A 20,554-nucleotide genomic window follows, 5' to 3' on the forward strand; every position below is an offset into this window, starting at 1 on the left:
CTGACCAGTGAAAAAGCAAACGCGTCCGGTCGAGGTGACGATCCCCGCCTGTGGCGTGTTTGTTTTGGAAAGCCATCACGCCGCCGACTTCCAGATGGAACCGTCGCGTCATCCCTTCCTGGAGATCTTCCATGTGATGCAGGGGCGTGGGACGATTCAAATCGGCAAACACCGGGTCGCCTGCCAAGCCGACGACACGGTGATCATCCCGCCCGGCGATGAACATTCGATCGTCGACGATCCCCAGGATCCGCTTTCGATCTACGGCGTCTGCATCGCGACGCAGCTTTACGCCTGGCACGACGCAGCGCCGCAGTGGTGCAAGCCGGGGCTGCGATCAGTCAATAAACTCGCCCTGCCGGGAATCCGCGACGACCTGCGACGGATGCTGTACGAACAATCGGTTCCGCGTCGCGGCAGCGAACTGACGATCGCGGGTCTTGCGATCCAACTGTTAGGCACCTTGGCGGGCGACCGCGGTCCGGGCTCGTTGTCAGCCCCTGAAAGCCCGTCGATGCAAGGGCATGCCCAAGCAGTCGCTCAATATATCGAACAACTGCGCGCCCACTTCTTCGACGCGTCGGATATCGATTCCGCCGCGCAACAACTTGGAATCAGCCGCCGCCGCTTTACGGAACTGTTTCGTCAAGCGACGGGCCAAACCTGGCTGCAATTCCTTACCGACCAACGCGTCCAACACGCTTGCCATCTGCTGAAACAGACCGATCGGACGGTCGTATCGATCGCATTTGAATGCGGATTCGAAGATCTGTCGAGCTTCTATCGCGCCTTCAACCGGCGGATGCACGTCGCGCCAAACAAATGGCGACAGAGCTGAAACTGCGCGCTTTGTAGGCAGGCATTGCCAGCGACACAGGCGATCCCAATAGCGGATATTGGCACACCAATTTGGCGACGTTGAGTTAAGACGCATTGCGGTGGCACAAGGGGACCGGAATCCCCCTCCCGCTGCAAATTTGCAGAATAGTCGATGTGGCACAGACATTGCGTTGTCATCGGTGCACAAGTCTCGTTCGCAGAGCACCGCAGCGTTGAACCTTTTCGTTATCGACTCGCGTCACTTCGCGTGGCCCCCGGGTCCCCGAATGGCAAGTTCTATCCGCTCACTCTCTCAATACCTGAACTTGTGACGTTGTTCATGTTTGCAGTCTGGATCATTTCAATGCACGTTCGTGTAGCCAGACCCGCATCGCAATAAGGATGGTTGGAATTATTTATTCGGGAGCCTTTGTACAGATGAGATCGCAAAGAAAAAAGACCGCGTTCACCTTAGTCGAATTGTTAGTCGTGATCGCCATTATCGGAATTCTGGTTGGACTGTTGCTACCCGCGGTACAAGCCGCTCGCGAAGCTGCCCGCCGCATGCAGTGCAGCAACAACCTGAAACAATTGGGACTCGCACTGCACAACTACCACGACACGTTCAAGACATTTCCACCGGCACTGTTGGGATCCGGACGCTACAATAACGCCAGCTACCACGCGTCGAACGGCGGGATCAAAAACACGACGGGATGGGCATTGCTGTTGCCCTTCTTCGAGCAATCGGCGATCGCTGACCAGTACGATTACAACGTCTGTTCCAGCAGCTCCAGCCCCTACGGCGGCGTTGTCGCTGGAGACGATACGATCAACGATGGACTGTACAACATCCCATTGGATGTGCTGGCATGTCCCTCGGATCCAAGCTCCGGCTTGGTCGTTAGCACCTCCGCTGGTAGCACCAGCATGTACTCGCGACGCGAAGCGATTCGCACCAGCTATGTGTTCTCGGTCGGCAGCTTTACCGACTACAGCGGGCCGTGGAGAAGTTACTCGGGCGACATTCGCCAAGGCGTCTTCGGAAACGACGGAGCCGCAAACTTTGCCGCCATGACCGACGGCACATCGACGACGATCGCAATCGGTGAAGCAACCGGCGGCGCGTTCAAGACCTCGGCCGACTACGGGCCTTGGGGTATGACCGGCACGCACACCTGCTGCCATGGCTACCTTCCTGGCGGCAGCACGACCGAGGTTTCTACAACCTACGCAGCGGCGTATACGCAAAACTACAGCATCAACGGTGCCTACAACAACGATGCGTTGGGTCGCACGTATGCGTGGGTCTTCAGTAGCAAGCATCCCGGCGGAGCCAACTTTGTCTTTGCCGACGGGTCGGTCCATCTGCTGACCGAAACGATGAACTATCTGACCCTGCAACAACTGGGCTACATCCACGATGGCCTGCCCGTTCCGTCGGACTACTAAACCCAATACCGTTCAACGAAAGAACCTCGGACCGTCGAAAGAGCCTCGGCCGTTCGAAAGAGTCTCGGACCGTCGAAGGAACTAGCGGCGGGATGTAGTGGACGAGGTTACGAGTCCCAGCGATTTGGTCTGATGCAAAAGGACTCGTACCCTCGTCCATTACGCTTCGTTGAACGGTATTGCTATTAAACCGATCGAGACTTCAACGTCTGATTTTGTGGGGGCCAGCCGGCAACGTCGACTGCCCCCACCTCGGGCAGCACTATTGAAAAAGGAATTCTATCCATGCGTTACAACGTCATTATGATGCTCGTCGCGGCCGCCTGTGCCGGCTGCGGTTCTCCGTCGACAGGTCCCTCGACCGTCAGTGTGCAGGGGACCGTGACTCTCGATGGCAAGCCCGTCGAGGGAGCGGATGTCTACTTTATCAGCGGACAGTTCAGCAGTTCGGCCAAAACCGACGCCGCCGGAGTCTATGACCTTACCGGCGGAGCGATCCCCGGGCCCAACACCGTCTACGTCAGCAAGCTGTCGATTCCCGCGGGAGCGATGGCGGGGATGGAGGGAGCGATCGACGAGGGGCAGATGATGGCGATGGCGGGCGATCCGGCACTCGCCCGATCAAAGTCGGGCCCTAAACAGCTGCTGCCGCCGCGCTACAGCGATCCCGGCAAGACGGAGTTAAACGTTTCGGTCCCCGATGAGGGGGGCGAAGCCATCGACTTTGCCTTGAAATCGAAATAAGAATCGCCTCGTTTCCGTACGATTCCGACGATTCTGCCGCCGCGAAACGCGAGGGACTCGCTTTTTCCTTGAATTCTCGTTTCGCAACGCCCCGCAGGCTGGCTACAATGAAGTCATTCGTTTACGCGATCTCCGGTCGCGCATGCGGGGTCAGCGGTTCGGCTGTGCGCGAACCTCCCCCGGCTGCGTTCGATCGCTTTTCTGCTCCCGAAGCTTCGTCCACTTCCCGATGCTCGAACCTTCTTCGAGGCTCTCCATGAACTTTTCGTATCGAAAACCGGCGCTGCCATGCCTGGCGTTTCTGCTGCTCACCTCGCTCGCCAGCGCGGCCGATCCCTCGATTTTGTCGCCGACCGAGGCGACTCACCTGGGACTCGAACAAGCCTGGGGCAAGACGCTGCAAGCGGGCTCGGGAATCGGCCGCTTGGTCGATATCGAACTGCACGTCGACGAGACCCGATCGCGGAAGTACATCGACATTTTCAATGGCGATAAACTCGTTTGGCGGAAAGCAACCGATCAACTCGATCCGGTCCGCGGGCTGCCGATGGGCGAAGAGGCGGTTCGCAAGGCAGCCGAACGCGAGCTGCTGTTTATGAAGGCGCGAGGAGCCAAGGGAGAGATCCGCGAAAAGATCGTTCCGCAGATTTGGTTGTACGCCTTGGGAGCCGATGGAACCGTTCAAGCAATCGACGCCGAGACCGGCGAAACCGCCTGGGTTCAACGCGCTGGAGACCCGCAACAACCGAAGTTCTCGATGGGAATCGACGACCGTTTTGTCAGCTTCCTGTGCGGCGCGACAATCGTTCAACTCGATGCGACCAACGGCAACATCGTCAACACCGAACCGTGCAAAACCGTTCCCATGGGAGGCGCGACGATCGTCGGCGACTACGTGATGAACCCTTCGACCTCGGGAATCGAAGGGCACTTCTTAGACGACATCACCGAACCGCCCTACCTCTCGATGACCGCCGGGCACGCGATCGGCAAACCGCGTCGGTTCCCTAAATCGCTGCGGATGGCTTGGCCGACCAGCCAGGAACTCGTCTACTGCATGGAAGTCACCGGATCGCCATCGGAACTGTTTCGGATTCAGACGACCGGAAACGTCAACGGACGGATCGAAACCGTCGGTGAAGATCTGATGTTCTTCAGTTCGGCTGGAGGCATGGTTTACGGATTTCAAGTTGCTCGGATCGCCACGCCGCTGTGGCAATACAGCACCGGTGAACCGATGGTTGGCGACGTCGTCGCACTCGATAAACAGGTCTATGCGACCAGTTCCTACGGCAATCTATACGCTTTCGATATGACCAACGGCCAACCGGCCTGGCAGGCTCCCGCATCGCGCGTCGAGGAAGTCCTCGGATCGATCGGCGACGCGTTGATCGTTCGCGACTCATCAAATCATCTGGCAGTCATCAATGCGTTGAACGGCTCGCGAGCTGCAACGGCGATGCAAAACATCTTGCACCGTGCCGTCGTCAACCGCGGAACCGATCGCATCTATCTCGTCAGCGACACGGGGTATGTTCAGTGTCTGCGACCGATCGGACGCGAACTGCCAGAGGTTAAGATCGCGATCGAATTCAAGCCGGAAACCGAAAGCACCGAGACGGACAAGTCGACTCAGCCGAAACCGAAGAGCGACGATCCGTTTGCCCCGGCCGCTCCTGGTGGTGCCGATCCGTTTGCGGCTCCCGCCGGCGGAGATCCGTTTGCGGCACCGGCTGGTGGCGACCCGTTTGGCGCTCCAGCGGGCGGAGCGATGGATAACGCCGATCCGTTTGGTGCGGCCAATCCGTTTTAGCAAAGCGGCAGTTAATCGCAAAACTGCCAGCCGAAGTGAAGTCTAATGCCGCTGCATTCGCAGTGGCACTGCCTCCATACGATTCAACGGCATCGCGCAAAGAACAACCGCCGCTGGCCAAAGGCCTGCGGCGGCGGAGCGTTGTTTTTCGGAAGCCTGGTTTCGTCGGCTACCGCTGATCGTCGCAGAGTTTCGGATTGTTGACGTGACGGTCCTTGTCGCGCACCGTCTTCTTAACCAGATTCCGTTCGAAGGCGTCGCTCAAGTCGATCCCCATTTGGTTTGCCAAACAGATGGTGACAAACAGGATATCGGCCAATTCATCTCCGGCATCCCCCGGGCTCTCGCCCGGTTTCGCCACTTGATCGCCAAACTGACGCGAGAGGATTCGAGCCAGTTCGCCCACTTCTTCGGTCAGCTGAGCGAGATTGGTCAGTTCGCTGAAGTAGCGAACTCCCAACGTTTGAATCCAATCGTCCACCAACTTCTGCGCATCGGCAATCGTGATTTCAGCCATCGTTGACCGTCGGTCCTTTACTTAGCAACATTCGTTAGCAGATGGGTTCCGCTTTTCCCGGCAACCGCGATGTCGTTGCGACCATCCTGGTTGAAGTCGGCGACAACGATTTGCAATCCGGTTCCAACCTGCCCTTCATCGATCGTGTGTCGCTGGAACTTAGCTTGTTTAGGATCGACGGTATAGTAGTACATGCATGGCACTTCTTGCCCTCCAGGATCGTTGCCGTTGTGGGCGTAGTAGCGTTTCCCGGTGATCAATTCGGGCTTCCCGTCGCCGGTCAGATCGGCCCACGCCAAGGAGTGCGGTTGGCTGAATTCGCGATCGATTAAGTGCTCTTTAAATTCGATCTCGCCATCGGCGTCGACGCCGGTGTTCTGCCACCACAGCAATCCGTAATCGTGCCCTTTGCCGAAGATGATGTCGTTGCGACCATCTTCGTCGACATCGACGATCAACATCGGCAGGCTCGCGTGCAGGTCCCAAACCTTGTGGAACTTCCACTCGCCCGACCAAGGATTCTCGGCTGGCTGTTCATACCAACCCTGGCCGACCAGGATATCGGTCTTGCCATCACCGTTGAGGTCTCCGACGCCAACACCGTGTCCGTTTCCCGACTTGCCGATCATGGTTGGCACCAGCGAAAAGGCGGCTTCCGATTTTTGATCCTTCTTCTCCGCCTGTTCCCCCGCCGCTTCCGATTTGGGTTTCAGCAGACCGACGTACATCGGCACATCTTTGGCCCAACTGTTAGCAATCCATTCGGGGCGACCGTCGCCGTCGAGATCCTCGAACAATACGCCTTCGTTTCGCGATTGCCCGGTATCGACCAGCAGATGTTTGTTCCACATCTTCCCAAGCTTCAGGCTCGGGTCGCCGGGATTCTCGAACCAAAAGACCTCGCTGGGGATGAACGATCCGGCGACCACATCGGGTCGACCATCTTGGTTGACGTCGAAGATATAGTCGCCGTTGCTCTGAACATAACCGTTCCAATCCTCGATCATCCGCAGCGGCCGCGGCGTCCACTCGGGATTCTTGTACCAGAATCGCCCGGCGACAAGATCCAACTTGCCATCGCCGTCGACGTCGGCTGTGGCGATCCCTTCGTTGGCATCGACCGCCAATTGCCGCACCTGGAACGATGCGGGAGATTCCGCCATCGCCATCTGGGGCACTGTCGCCACCACCGATCCGATGGAAGCAAAAAAGGCGATCATCCGACTTGTAATTCTCATGGGGGGTAAAACCTAAGGGTGTGAGGAAGATCATCAGGTGGGAGCTGCGGTTATGCGGCTGACGCAAGTATAACAAACGTCGTCGGGAACGGTTTAGCAACGAATTCCAATGAATTCGCCGCCGACATCGTTTTTGGCCTGCAGAACCGGCAGCATCGGACTATTGTTGAAATCCAGAGCGGGAAGTGTCGAAAACCTAGGCCTTGTCCTGATTTTCGGCGTTCCCAAAGCTGTGGCCGGTCGATCCACTACTTGGAAGGAGATACTCCGACGTGGAAACATCCCCTTCCTTTCGAGCCTTCGAGGCACTCGTGTACTGAGGGACATTTTGATCGAAAAACTTTATCTGGAAGATCTCTGCAAAGGGGATCATTGGGTCAGCCCCAGTCAAACGATCACGCGCGAGCATGTGATCCGGTTTGCCGACCTGACCGGTGACCACGATCCTCTGCACGTCGACGAAGAATTTGCCAGCAAGTCGGCCTTTCGCCAACCGATCGCCCACGGTCTGCTGGGGCTTTCGATCATGGCGGGGCTGTCATCGAAGCATCCTATGGTCCATACGATCGCTTTCACCGAACTCGACGACTGGCAGTTCAAGCATCCCATCTTCTTTGGCGATACGGTCCACGTGGAGACCGAAATCGTGGCGATTCAGCCTTACGGGCGTCGCGCCGGAAAGGTGACTTGGTTTCGCCAGCTGGTTAATCAGAGCGGACAAGTCGTCCAACAGGGGAGTCTCGACACGATCGTCGCCGCTCGCCAACCCCGCAAAACGAAACGCACCGATCGGACGACGACCAAGATTCAAGAATCGGTCTGATCCGACAGGGGGCGATTCACATCGATCGCGCGAACCGTCGCAGTCGGTTTTACCGGCACGGATGCGACCACTGGAATGTTGGTAATCTCGTCAACCTTGGTCTATCGTAGAACGGATAGATCTCGCGTCGCGGAACCCGCAGCCTCCAGAAACCGCCCCCATGTTTTCATTGCCGATCCGCCCGACGCCCTCCCGCCAACTGGCGCGGATCGATCGCCAATTGCGAACACTCTCGGGCGCTTCGGATCGACAGCTGCGTGAGCGCTCGGCGTCGCTGCGATATCGCGCCGCTGCGGGTGAATCGCTGCACCGCCTGTTGCCCGAGGCATACGCTCTGGTCGTCGAAGCGGCTGACCGCACCCTCGGTATTCGCCACTACGACGTGCAATTGCTGGGCGGAATTCATCTGGCCAACCGCTGCGTTATCGAGATGGAGACCGGGCAGGGGAAGACGTTGACTGCCACTCTGCCGCTGTTTCTGCATGCGTTGCGAGGCCAAGGCGTTCACTTGGCAACCAGCAACGACTATCTCGCCCAACGCGACGCCGACACGATGCGTCCCCTGTTCTCGATGTTAGGACTCACCTGTGGCGTAGTGGTCGATGGCATGGACGACTCGCAGCGGCGGCAGAGCTATCGATGCGACATCACCTACGCCACCGCTGCCGAATTGGGATTCGACTTCCTCCGCGATCGGTTGAAACGCCGCGCCGCAGCAGGAGCCTCCACGGCGGACCGATCGGAACTGCAGCCGGTCGGTCGCGAGCTCGATTTCCTGCTGGCCGATGAAGCCGATGCGTTGATGATCGACGAAGCGAATACGCCGATGATCATTGGGGCTCCGTCGCGGATCAGCGAGCAGAAACAAGCGCTCTACCAATGGGCGGCTCAAACGGCTCCTCACGCGATCGAAAAACAACACTATCGATACAACCTCCGCGAGCGTTCGGTGGAACTATTGCCCGCCGGCCGGCAATGGGCGCGACAGCAATTGAGTGCGGGCTTGATGGACGGAAACAGCATCTTGGATCTGTTCGAAAAGCTGGAGCGGGCGATCACCGTCGATCGTGACTTCCATCGCGACCAACACTACATTGTCCGCGACGGTGAGATCGTGCTGATCAATGAAGCGACGGGGCGACTGGGCGAAGGGCGACAATGGCAGGACGGAATCCAGCAAGCGATTCAAGCTGTCGAGCGGTTGCCGATCACCGCTCCAACAACCCACGCGGCGAAGCTGACGGTGCAGGGGCTGTTCCTTTCCTACCGTCACCTCGCGGGGATGACAGGCACGGCGGTCGCTGCGGCATCGGAACTGAGGAAAGTCTACAAAACGAACGTCGTCCGAATCCCGCCTCTGCACAAATCGCGGCGGCAAGCGCTCTCGACCCGCTACTTCGCCGATGATACCGAAAAGTATCAAGCGATCGTCGACGAGATCATCGCCATCGGGCATGCGGGCCGGCCGGTGCTGATTGGGACGCGGAGTGTCGAAAATTCGCAGCGTCTGAGCAAACTGTTGCGCGACGCCAACGTACCGCATCAAGTGCTCAACGCTCACCAGCACGCATCGGAAGCAAAAATCATCGCCCTCGCCGGCCGCGCGGGGCAAGTCACGGTGGCGACCAGCATGGCGGGCCGCGGAACCGATATCCGCGTCGAGGACGATGTCGTTGAACGCGGCGGGCTGCACGTGATCCTTTCCGAGCTGCACGATTCGCCCCGCCAAGACCAACAGTTGTGGGGACGCTGTGGTCGGCAGGGACAACCGGGAACCTACCGGCAATTCTTATCCTTGGACGATGCGATCTTGGACCAAGCCTATGGTGACCAGGCCGCTGCCGGTTATCGCACGCATCGCCGCGGCAACCAAGCCGCATTGTTGTCGACAGCCCAACAGACGCTGGAACAACGGCGACGGCAAAACCGCCTGACGGCCCTCTACTATGAAAAACGTCGGCTCCGCGCGGTCTGGGAAATGGGTCGCGATCCGCTGTTGGATGTCATGTAACACCAGACAAATTTGAACATCATGTACGCCACCGGCAGCCCCACCAATCCGATTCCACTGCGCATGCGAGACGATCTCCGCGTGGTCGAGCACGTCTACCGTGGGGAAGCGACGTTTGTGATCGGCGACATGTTGGCGCTCCAGTACTTCCGACTCAACCCACAGGAATACGCCCTACTGGCCGCGTTAAATGGACAGAACAGCGCCAGTGATATCAAGGAACAATTCGAAGCGAAGTTCGCGCCCCACCGGATCAGCTATCAAGAACTGCAAGCCTACCTGATCGACTTTCACAAAAAGGGCCTACTAGCCGGCGCGGTCTCCGATTCCGGAAGGCACCTGCACCGGCTGGGACGAACCCGCAAGATCAAGCAACGGTTCAGCGAATCGAAAAACGTCTTGGCCTTCCGTTGGCGAGGGATCAATCCCGACCGAGCGTTTCAAACCGCAACGGCCCTCTTCGGCTGGTTCTTCAGCAAACCGATGGTGCTCCTCAACGCCGCGCTGATGCTTTTTGCAGTCGCCTGGCTCGGGGCGCACGCCGATGAATTTGCCGCTCGCCTGCCCAGCATGCAGGCCTTCTTCTCGGGCAAGAACTGGCTGATGTTAGGCCTTGTGCTGGCCGGAATGAAAGTGCTGCACGAATTTGGCCATGGGATCGTGCTGACGAAATACGGCGGCCGCTGCCACGAACTGGGCGTGATGCTGTTGGTTTTCATGCCCACGCTCTACGTCAACACCTCCGATTCTTGGCGGATCAGCGACAAGTGGAAGCGAGCCGCGATCGCGGCAGCGGGCGTCTATGTCGAACTCTTTCTGGCGGCGCTGGCGACGTTTGGTTGGTGGCACAGCCGCCCTGGTGGATTTCAATACGTCTGTCTGAACGTGATGTTCCTAGGATCGGTCAGCGCGTTTTTGTTTAACGGCAATCCGCTGCTGAAGTTCGATGGCTATTACCTGTTGTGCGATCTGATCGAGATCCCCAACTTGCAGAAGCGTTCGCAAACACTTGTTCGCAATCTGTTCCTACGGCATGCGATGGGCGTTCGCGAGGGAGACGAAGATCTGCTGCCGACGCGAACCAAAATCTGGTTGGCCGGATATCTCGTCGCGTCGACGCTCTACCGTCTGTTCCTGATCTACGTGATCGCATTTCTGATCGTCCGTTTGTTCCAGCCTGCGGGCTTGCAGGAGTTCGCCAAAATGTTCAGCTTCCTTCTGATCGGCCTGATGTTCGTGGTCCCCATCTTCGCCCTGGCCCGATACTTTTGGGTTCCCGGTCGCGTTCACAAGGTGCACCCCACGCGTGCCATCATCACCACCGTTCTGTTTGCCGCGGCGGCTGGGTTTGTTGTCGCAGTCCCGTTGCCCGACCATATCGTCTGCGATTTTGTCGTCCAACCGCGCGATTCACAAACCGTCTATGTTCAGCACAACGCGGTGCTGCACGAGATCCACGTCGCGCCGAAACAACAGGTCCAACGAGGAGACAAGATCGCGACGATGCGGAACCTGGACATCGAATTGGAGATCGCGGAACTCTCCGGTCGACTGATCGAATTGGACAGCGAGCAACGGATGCTGCGGTTGGCTCGCTATCAGTCGCCCAGCGGCGCCGACGAATTGAGCAACATCCGCCAACAACGACTGACGATCGAACAACGGCTTGCCCAACTGCGGCAGATCCAACAGCAAATGGTTTTACGCGCCCCACAATCGGGAACGGTGCTCCCGATGTGGTTGGACCAAATGCCGCACGCCGATCCCGATACGCTCGACCGATGGGACGGTTGGACACTGCATTCCGAAAACGTGGGGACCTCGTATTCACGGGGCCAGCCGATTTGCAAGATCGGCGACCTGGGGACTCCCGACGCGCGGTTGACGATCGACCAAAGCGACATCGAATTTGTAGAGCGTGGCCAAACGGTTCAACTGCTGCTGGATTCCCAGTCGGGTCGCGCGCTGACCAGCCGCATCGAATCGATCTCCGAATCGGATACCGACAAGATTCGCGCCAACGTCACCCGGCAGTTCGGCGGCGCGGTGGAGACCAAGCAGGAGCAAGCGGCTTGGAACGGGGAGATCGAAGATCCGCAAAACGTCCGCGTCGCGGGAGCCGTCTATCAAGCGATCGCCCGGCTTCCGGAGACCGACCAGCCGCTGGAGGATGGGCTGCGTGGGACCGCTCGCATTGCTATCGGCAAGCGAACCCTGGCCGGCCGGCTGCAGCGGTTCGTCCAAAAAACATTCCGGATCGATCTCTAAATTTTTGATTTCGCGACGCTTCGATTGCCGCGAATCGCGAAATTTGTTGGAAATCCAGTTGGCAATCGCATGCGCCGAAGATCGGTCGGCTGCGGAGAACGATCTTGACCAATTTGCCGTGCTTGGCATATCGTCAGTATAGCGAGGGGTCTGGGACGACCCCGCTCAAAATATATGCAAGCCAAGGAAGGCAAATGCCATGGCCGATGAACCAAATGTGCCACTGCTGGATGTAGGACGAGGGAACGCCCCATTGCGTCAGGAGATGCTGGCGGCGATTGGAGACGTAATCGATAGCGGTCGTTTTCTCTACGGCCCCGACGTCTCGGCACTCGAAAACGAGATCGCCACGCTCAGCCAAGTGGATCACGCGATTGGATGTGCATCGGGAAGCGATGCGCTGTTGCTGGCACTGATGGCTCTCGAGATCGGCCCCGGGGACGAAGTGATCGTTCCCAGCTTCACCTTCTTCGCAAGCGTCAGCTGCATCGAACGACTCGGCGCGACGCCGGTCTTCGTCGACATTCTCCCCGACACCTTTAATATCGATCACACCGCAATCGAAGCGGCGATCACGCCTGCAACGCGTGCGATCATTCCGGTCCATCTGTTTGGCCAATGTGCGGCGATCGATAAGATCTGCCAGATCGGCGAAAAGCATGGCATCGCGATCATCGAAGACGCAGCTCAAGCGATCGCATCGGCTTACCACAGCCGCCCCGCTGGCAGCTGGGGACGGATCGGTTGCTTCAGCTTCTACCCAACCAAGAACCTTGGCGGGATGGGCGATGGCGGCATGATGACCACCAACGACCCGCAAGTCGCTGATCGTCTGCGATTGTTGTCCGCGCATGGTATGCGACCTCGCTACCACCATCGTGCCCTGGGCATCAACAGCCGCCTGGACACTTTCCAAGCCGCTGTGTTGCGAATCAAGCTGAAGCATTTGCCAGAAGCGACGGCCAGTCGTCAAAAGAACGCCACGCGTTACCGCGACATGTTGCAAGCCGCTGACCTGCACAAACAGTTCACGCTACCGACACTCGATCCAAACGCGTATCACGTTTGGAATCAGTATTCGATCCGTGTTCCCGATGGTCAACGCGACGCGCTCCGCGAACATTTGGCCAGCAACGGCGTGGGATCGGAAATCTATTACCCCGTGCCGATGCACCAACAGGAATGTTTCGCTCACGTCACGGTCGAACCTGGCTCGCTGCCCGAAACCGAACGAGCGGCGGCGGAGATCTTGAATCTGCCGATCTTCCCCGAACTGGAAGAATCCGAACAGGAACGCGTCGTCAGCGTCTTGCGTGGGTTCTACGAAGGCCGCCAAAAAGCGGCTGCGTAACGCATCGACAGATTGCAAACCGCGTGGACGCTCACACCACGCGGTGATCGAAAATGATCACGCGAACTCCGATTGAGCTTGCGACAACGCGAGACGGTTGTCGTGGTCGGTGAGACCACGGCATCGCGCTCGGCTTCTGCACCACAGCGGCGCCGCCAACTTTTCAACCGCCCGATGTCTCTTCTCCGCGGCACACTCGACGCACAACGTCCATCGCTGCGCGGTATCGATCTTCGCCATCGGATTGCCCGCGAATGTCGCAACGGAAGTTCCATTAAAGTACAAACACAAGCGTTCAAAACCCGATACGCGTCGATTTGCGGGATTCGGCTCCTCATCTCAGTCCCCGCAGGGGCGGAAGCGCGCGTGCCTCCCTTCTGCGTCAACGCTTGCAATGAGCCGGCAGGAGAATCATCACGCCGAACCGGTTTCGAAAAAGGACGTGTGCTCGCCGCACGTTCGAAACATCGGTACGACGAGGTTATGATAGCCGCTATGAAATACCTTCTCGCAATCATCGGCTTTCTACTGGCCTCACCCTTTGTAGCGGTGGCCGATCAACCGAACTTGGTCTTGATCTTGGCCGACGACTTGGGATTCGGCGACGTCGGATACCAGGGGGCACCGGATATCAAGACGCCCCACATCGACCGCTTGGCAGCGCAAGGGATCACGTTCACCAACATGCGAGCCAACTGCACCGTCTGTTCGCCAACGCGGGCGGCGTTGATGACGGGGCGATATGCAGATCGGGTAGGGGTTCCTGGAGTCATCCGAACCGAACCCGAAAACTCCTGGGGTTATTTCACTCCCGGCGTACCCACGATCGCCGATCGACTCAGCGCTGTGGGCTATCACACTGCGATCGTAGGCAAATGGCATCTGGGATTGCAGTCGCCCAACACGCCCAATGACCGCGGCTTTGATTTCTTTCACGGATTCTTGGGCGACATGATGGACGACTACTACCATCATCGCCGTGGAGGGATCAATTTCATGCGGCGCGATCGGGAAGTGATCGATCCCGAAGGGCATGCGACGGACTTATTCACCGATTGGGCGATCGATTACATCCGACAAAGTCAAGCCGATTCGAAGACTCCCTTCTTCCTTTACTTGCCCTACAACGCACCTCATTTCCCGATCCAACCTCCGGCGGAGTGGTTGGAACAGACGAAGACGCGGTTTCCCGAATTGGATGCGAAACGTGCCCAGAATGTGGCTTTTGTAGAGCATCTGGATCACAACGTGGGCCGTTTTTTGGACGCGCTCGATGAAGCCGGTTTTCGCGAGAAAACCGTGGTCGCCTTCTCATCGGACAATGGCGGTTCACTGCCGCATGGACAACGCAATCTTCCCTGGCGCGATGGAAAACAAAGTCACTACGACGGCGGCCTTCGAGTTCCCTTCCTGATCCGGCCAACCGATGCAGAACTTGCCGGAACGCAATGCGACTATTCGGGGCTGACCTTTGACCTGGCGGCCACATTTGTTGATCTGGCGGGAGCGGAGCCGGACTCCGAATCCGATGCGGTCAGTTTGAAACCGGTGCTAGACGGAAAGCCGATGCAAGAGGAGGCACGCGAGCTGTATTTTGTGCGTCGCGAAGGCAACAATCGCTATGCAGGATGCGCCTACCATGCTGTTATACGGGGACATTGGAAGTTGCTGCAAAACGATCCGTTTTCGCCGTTGGAACTGTATGATCTGCAATTGGATCCTCACGAAACGAACAACGTGATCGGCAAGCATCCCAAAATCGCAAACCAACTTAAGGCCTCCCTGCGGCGGCACATCCAACAAGGTGGTCGCGTCGCTTGGCAACCGTAGCCGGCTTGCGTCATTTCGTGGTGCCGTTGCACGGCGTCCTGTCGGGAGCAATTGGCAGGAAGCAATTGCGGACAGGCACAAAATGCAATCGAACGCCAACAAATCGCCGGACCGTTGGTCTTCGGTCGGGTCTCCCTTTTGGTGACAGCCAAACTCTTGGTCGCCACCCATGCAATTCTGGAAAACGCCCCTCCGATCGAGGCAATCTTTTCCGGGTGTCCCCTTCGGTATTTCTGCGATCCGCATCGGCAATGCGGTCTCTGATCGACTCTCCCGTCGACGGGTATTCGAATCGAGTCGTGGTACCGCGGAGTTAGCGACACTCGTCGCACCAAGCTGGCAATCGCCACCACCAAGCCGAACCGTTGCAACGCAGCCCCGCCTACCAGGCCGAAATGAAAAAGGTTCGGCAGGGACGCCCCCCAGAAAAATTTCGCTCGCATCGCACTGGCAAAGCCAGTGGCACCCAAAAACAAACCGGCCCTTTCGAGGCCCCCTTTGGGAACAGCTCCCCTTGGTTCCCGCCGATCCAACTCTAGAAAATACGCCTTTGATCGAGGCATGCATTATGCGGATGTCGCCTACGGATTCTCCCATGGGTTACTTTCTGGAGGGCCTACTGGAGAAACGGCGTCGCTTCGCGTACGCTATCAACAGCCTTGCCGCTCCCCCTAATGGTGCAGGTCCGCGTGGCGGCAGCGCGGTGCTCGTGCGACGCCCTCTATAACTAAGGCAATCCACGAAGCTTGCCACCCCAGTTTGCGATCAACCTGGTTCATGACCAACAACCTTCCAGCACCGGCGTCCGACGACGGAGGAGAGTTTCTGCTCTATCGGACCGATGACGGCTCCACCCGCATCGAGGTCCGGATGGCAGACGAGAACGTCTGGCTGTCCCAGAAAGACATGGCCGAGCTGTTTCGGACGACGCCACAAAACATAACTCAACACCTGTCAACGATTTACGAAGAAGGTGAACTGACCGAATCGGCAACATGTAAGGAATACTTACAAGTTCGATCCGAGGGCAAACGCCAGGTCCAACGGTCGCTCAAACACTACAATCTCGACGCCATCATCTCGGTCGGCTATCGCGTCCGCTCCCATCGTGGGACGCAGTTTCGCATCTGGGCCACCCAGCGGCTCCGCGAATACCTGATCAAAGGTTTTGCGATGGACGATCTGCGGCTGAAGCAGTCTGGTGGCGGCAACTACTTTGAAGAACTGCTCGCCCGGATTCGCGACATCCGTTCCAGCGAACGGGTCTTCTGGCGAAAGGTGCTCGACATCTACTCGACGAGCATCGACTACGATCCCAGCAACGAAACTTCGCTGCTATTCTTCAAGACGGTGCAGAACAAGATGCACTGGGCCGCGCACGGGCAGACCGCTGCCGAAGTGGTTCACTCTCGCGCCGATGCCTCGCTGCCCAACATGGGACTGTCAACGTTCGACGGCGACCGTCCCCGCAAGGCCGACGTCTCGATTGCTAAGAACTACCTCGAGGAAGAAGAGATCGAGGCACTCAACCGCATCGTCACCGCCTATCTCGAATTCGCCGAGTTGCAGGCCATGAATCGCAAGCCGATGCATATGGCCGACTGGATCAGCAAGCTGGACGACTTCTTACGATTGTCGGATCGTGAGATCCTGACTCACGCCGGAAAGATTTCGCACGACTCTGCCAAAGAGAAAGCGGTAGCGGAATTTGCCCAGTTCAAAGAACAGCAACGCAACCTGCCCCAGCCGGTCGACCGACACTTCGACGACTCATTGGCCGAACTCAAGAAAGTCGAAGGGGAAGCCAAACAGGTTCAGAAAAAGAAACCAACGAAGACGGCGGCTTCTAAGAAGAAGCCAAGCAAGAAGTCTCCCCGCAAGAAAAAGAGGAAGGGTGAATAACTTAAGTTTGGGGAACAGCCACGGCCTCGACTCCGCCCCACTCTGGTCTTGGCGTCGAAGCATCGCCTCGCCCCAACGATCGTCACCTCAGCCGCTTGCGTTTCACCGATCCACCGCGGATCCCGAAGGGATTCACAGCGATTAGCCGTAGGTAAGCGCAAGCGTCACCTACGGTCGATGCGTCGCTCGCCACGCTGACCGCGAAGCCGGTCGCAGAACCGCACGCAACTCCGCCGCGACGCACGAGCCAAGAATATGGCTGTCCCCAATTTGCCCCCCTTCAAGGCAACCTATTCAGCGTCATTAAACACGGAAATCATTGAATGAAGACAATTGAGGCTACGAAGCTTTGGAAAGCTGCGTTTGAAATGGATTACCCCAAAGGCACGCTTGAAGAAACATTTCAATCAAAACTCGAAAGTTCATTTCGTTCTTTTCGATATCTCACGTCGATGCTGCTTGGCGAGATCGACCGTTCGTTTCGCGATCTAACAGTCCACGACATAACGCACACGGATGCGCTTTGGCAAAGTGCAGACTTACTATGCGGAGGAGCACACGGCGTTACACTAAATCCGTCTGAGACCTTCGTGCTCGGAGGAGCGTTGCTGTTGCATGATGCCGGTTTGGCACTGTCAAGCTATGACGAGGATATTCTATCCATTCGCACGAACGCGGCCTGGCGTGACGCGGCTAGTTTTTTCTTTCGGCGCATTTTCGATCGTCGACCACGGGGCGATGAGATTGAGGCTTCGGACCCAGAATTTCTTCAAAAGATTGACGAGCATTTCCTGAGATCGCGGCACGCGAAGCAGGCAGAGGTTCTCACAAATCGCAGTTTCGGCGATAACTCCATCTTTCTGATCGAGGATCACGATCTTCGGGAATCGTTTGGATACTCTATCGGGCAAGTTGCTTACAGCCATTGGTGGCCGGCCGATAAAACTGCAGCGAAGCTGGATCGGCATTTGGGGGCTTGTCCGCTCGGTCCGGCTGAATGGACCGTCGATCTATTAAAGATTGCCTTCCTGGTTCGTTGTGCCGACTCTATTCAAATTGATTCACGGCGTGCGCCTGCGTTGCTGAGAGCGTTAAGAAAGCCTTCAGGTCTTTCCAGTCGTCACTGGAAAGTACAAGAGAAATTGCAACAACCGTACGTGAGGAACGGTGCGGTTGAGTTTTCCAGTAAGTCGCCGTTCCCGTTGAGCGATTCTGACTCTTGGTGGATAGGGCATGATTTGCTCTCGCTGGCAGATCGAGAATTGAAGTCCGCGGAAGTCCATTTGCTGGAACGACGGAGACGGCCACTCGCCGCGAATCGAGTCGCCGGCATCGGTGACGCAATCGGACTTCAACACTTCGTTCAAACAGATGCTTGGACCCCCGTCATGGCGCGCGTTCATGTTTCTGACGCCTCCAACCTTGCATCAACGCTTGGTGGTGAACGGCTTTACGGGCCAAAAAAGATCGTGGCTCTGCGCGAACTACTGCAAAACGCTCGAGACGCAACGGTTGCACGTCGCGCTTTGGAGGGTCGTGACCAGAAATGGGGCAACGTCGAGATTAGCCTCTCCCTCGAAGATCAAACGCACGTACTCCGTGTGAAGGATGAAGGGATCGGGATGTCAGGCGAAGTCCTGACCGGATCTCTAATCGATTTTGGCGGAAGCTATTGGCGATCGGACGATGTGCTTTCCGACCATCCATCACTGATGGCATCCGAGTTTGAACCAAATGGAAAATTTGGAATCGGCTTTTTCTCATGCTTCATGGTAGCCGACCATGTTCGAGTGATTTCACGCCCCTTAGATTCGGCTAAGAACGAAACGCAGGTGCTCGAATTTCGAGATGGACTTGGTGGGCGTATTCACATCAGGCCCGCAAACTCGGACGAGCAATTGATCGACTCGGGAACAACAGTTGAGCTGAGATTGCGTTCGAACCCAAGAAATCAAGAAGGAATGCTTGCACCCTGGCATTACCGAAGCCTTACGCTGCCTCGAGATGAGAGTCACAAAAGGTCAGATTATTGGACTCTCAATGAGTTGTGCCAATGGCTTGCACCGGCGATAGATGTCAATCTGAACGTCGCAGAGTATGGGCTGAAATCACAGGCTGTCATCGCAAACGACTGGGTTGACATTGCACCCGAGCATTTACTCGCTCGAGCCCTTATGTACAGAGACGCGGATGACCGACGAGAGATTCTTGAGTCCGAAAATGCCAAGGATCGAATGCGTCAAATGACCATTGTTCGAGACGATGAAGGCAAGGCGATCGGGAGAGCAGCCATATGCAAGACACTCCCGTTTAAAAGTGACCTCCCGATTGGGCAACTCTCCTTGTTTGCACCAAATGTCGTTACGGCAGGACGGTTTCGTTCCCATGAAACACTCTACATTTGCGGACTTTTTCTTGGCTGTCCGAGCATTGCATCAAGAAACGCCGGTAACCCACTTGCGCAAATTGACGGTGCTCTACTTGCAAATTGGGCATCTGGACAAGGTGACATGATCGCGGAACTTGAGTGCCACCATACCATCCAAGCTGATCTGGCTGGTTTTGTTCGAGTGCTAGGTGGAAATGCTCGGCATTTAGCATGTTTTCGTACAAAGGACGGGATGAAAACATTTGCCGAACTCTGTTCGATGCGTCTCCCTGATCAGGTCGATCTTCTTCAGGATTTCTGGGGAACGGGAGAAAGACAGGCAGAGTTGAAACCGAACCAAATCAGTGTCGTCTCTGGAAAGATGAAGTCAATCCATGACTGGGCGTTGGATAGCGACCCGTTTGCGAGGGCGGATCATAAAATCTGGAATCGTTTCTGGATGAGTCTTTGGGGCGCGGCGATTGAAGCGGTTTCTGAATCCTGGGGGTGCGATCTGCAAGATGTGCTACAGAATATGATCTCCCGAAAAAACGAAAGTTTGCCCAATGGTGGAATTCGGATGTCATACGATACGCTGATTCGCCCTTAAGCTTCAGGGCACCGATTTGGGGACAGTTGCATTTTGGGCTCCGCGTGCGGGGCGATGCGGCTGGCGCATCGCAATCCGCAATCGCGGTAGCGGCATACCAACCAGGGTGCTGCGTCCCTTGTGGGGTCGAGAAATCGTTTGACGCACCCTACCGGTGGTATCGCTTCCGCTCAACCACCGGCTAATCGCTGCCACGCCTTTGGCGTGGTAATAACCGGCGCAGGCCCCTCCATCTTTCGATTGCACTGCGGTGCGCTTAGATGTCCTGAGCTGCCTTCCAATGGGTGATTGCAATAGCCAATTTGCAATTTGCAATCGCCCCATTCGACACCGATTTGGGGACAGGCCAACGTTTAGGAATGATTTATGGAAAACCAAAAGCCAAACGGTAATCACTTCGAGCGCATCAGGGCTGTAAGCTCGACCGTTTGCCTAGCCCAGGCTGCAGGCCTGGGAAGCGACGACGGCCTCACATCTACTCAATCTCTCAGGGCCGCAGGCCCGACGGTTTGTAGCGACTAACAAATTGCCGGGCCTGCGGCCCTGACGCGATCGGCGGCTGGCTGGGTCCCAGGCCGATGGCCTGGGCTGGGCAAATTACCGTGCCTGCGGCCCTGATGCGCGAGGACTCCCGGTGGCGGTAACCTTTAATGGGTGTCCCCTTTCGGTATTCACGCGTGCCGGATTGTTTGCCTCGGCACACGCAGAGATCAGCCCTGAACGTCGGCCGCAACGCGACGATCTTCCGATTCGAAGTGTGATATCATCGTCGCCGATACGAATCCCCCCACATTTCGAAACATTTGAC

The 20,554-nt window shown here is 57.1% G+C and carries 13 protein-coding genes; 11 read left to right on the forward strand and 2 right to left on the reverse strand.

All coding sequences use genetic code 11. From position 1 onward, the window contains the following. The first annotated feature begins 7 nt into the window (after positions 1–7). From CA51_RS17605 to CA51_RS17620, 4 genes are all read left to right on the forward strand, one after another. Positions 8–838, forward strand: a complete 831-nt coding sequence (locus CA51_RS17605) for an AraC family transcriptional regulator (protein WP_145122534.1) — start codon at positions 8–10, stop codon at positions 836–838. 419 nt (positions 839–1,257) lie between these two features. Next, a complete protein-coding gene (locus CA51_RS17610; RefSeq protein ID WP_197451266.1) occupies positions 1,258–2,271 on the forward strand; it encodes a DUF1559 domain-containing protein in 1,014 nt (337 codons plus the stop codon). A gap of 285 nt (positions 2,272–2,556) precedes the next feature. Beyond that, entirely contained in the window at positions 2,557–3,015 is a 459-nt protein-coding gene (locus tag CA51_RS17615; protein ID WP_145122536.1) for a carboxypeptidase-like regulatory domain-containing protein, read from the forward strand. Between the two features lie 256 nt (positions 3,016–3,271). Beyond that, positions 3,272–4,828 (forward strand): outer membrane protein assembly factor BamB family protein, encoded by a 1,557-nt coding sequence (locus CA51_RS17620; RefSeq protein ID WP_197451267.1) that lies wholly within the window; start codon positions 3,272–3,274, stop codon positions 4,826–4,828. A 169-nt stretch (positions 4,829–4,997) separates the two neighbouring features. Here CA51_RS17620 and CA51_RS17625 read toward each other — a convergent pair whose 3' ends face one another. Together CA51_RS17625 and CA51_RS17630 are read right to left on the reverse strand one after the other, a co-directional pair. Continuing rightward, positions 4,998–5,345: a nucleotide pyrophosphohydrolase gene (locus CA51_RS17625; RefSeq protein WP_197451268.1), complete on the reverse strand. Its 348-nt coding sequence runs from the start codon at positions 5,343–5,345 to the stop codon at positions 4,998–5,000. Positions 5,346–5,362: 17 nt separating this feature from the next. Next, entirely contained in the window at positions 5,363–6,508 is a 1,146-nt protein-coding gene (locus CA51_RS17630; RefSeq protein WP_145124224.1) for an FG-GAP repeat domain-containing protein, read from the reverse strand. 403 nt (positions 6,509–6,911) lie between these two features. Between CA51_RS17630 and CA51_RS17635 the strand changes: the two genes are divergently transcribed. From CA51_RS17635 to CA51_RS17665, 7 genes are all read left to right on the forward strand, one after another. Next, positions 6,912–7,406 (forward strand): MaoC family dehydratase, encoded by a 495-nt coding sequence (locus CA51_RS17635; protein WP_197451269.1) that lies wholly within the window; start codon positions 6,912–6,914, stop codon positions 7,404–7,406. Between the two features lie 160 nt (positions 7,407–7,566). Beyond that, positions 7,567–9,417 carry a preprotein translocase subunit SecA gene (locus tag CA51_RS17640; RefSeq protein WP_145122540.1) on the forward strand — a complete coding sequence of 617 codons (1,851 nt, stop codon included), beginning with the start codon at positions 7,567–7,569 and terminating at the stop codon, positions 9,415–9,417. A 21-nt stretch (positions 9,418–9,438) separates the two neighbouring features. Then, complete coding sequence (locus tag CA51_RS17645; protein WP_231745758.1) at positions 9,439–11,685, forward strand: HlyD family efflux transporter periplasmic adaptor subunit; 2,247 nt, start codon at positions 9,439–9,441, stop codon at positions 11,683–11,685. 199 nt (positions 11,686–11,884) lie between these two features. Beyond that, a complete protein-coding gene (locus CA51_RS17650) occupies positions 11,885–13,036 on the forward strand; it encodes a DegT/DnrJ/EryC1/StrS family aminotransferase (protein WP_145122542.1) in 1,152 nt (383 codons plus the stop codon). 495 nt (positions 13,037–13,531) lie between these two features. Next, positions 13,532–14,866, forward strand: coding sequence for a sulfatase family protein (locus CA51_RS17655; RefSeq protein WP_145122543.1), 1,335 nt, complete (start codon positions 13,532–13,534; stop codon positions 14,864–14,866). A 777-nt stretch (positions 14,867–15,643) separates the two neighbouring features. Continuing rightward, entirely contained in the window at positions 15,644–16,768 is a 1,125-nt protein-coding gene (locus tag CA51_RS17660) for a virulence RhuM family protein (protein WP_145122545.1), read from the forward strand. Positions 16,769–17,091: 323 nt separating this feature from the next. Further along, a complete protein-coding gene (locus tag CA51_RS17665; RefSeq protein ID WP_145122546.1) occupies positions 17,092–19,746 on the forward strand; it encodes an HD domain-containing protein in 2,655 nt (884 codons plus the stop codon). Positions 19,747–20,554 lie beyond the last annotated feature (808 nt).

It is taken from the genome of Rosistilla oblonga (assembly GCF_007751715.1).
Taxonomy (GTDB): domain Bacteria; phylum Planctomycetota; class Planctomycetia; order Pirellulales; family Pirellulaceae; genus Rosistilla; species Rosistilla oblonga.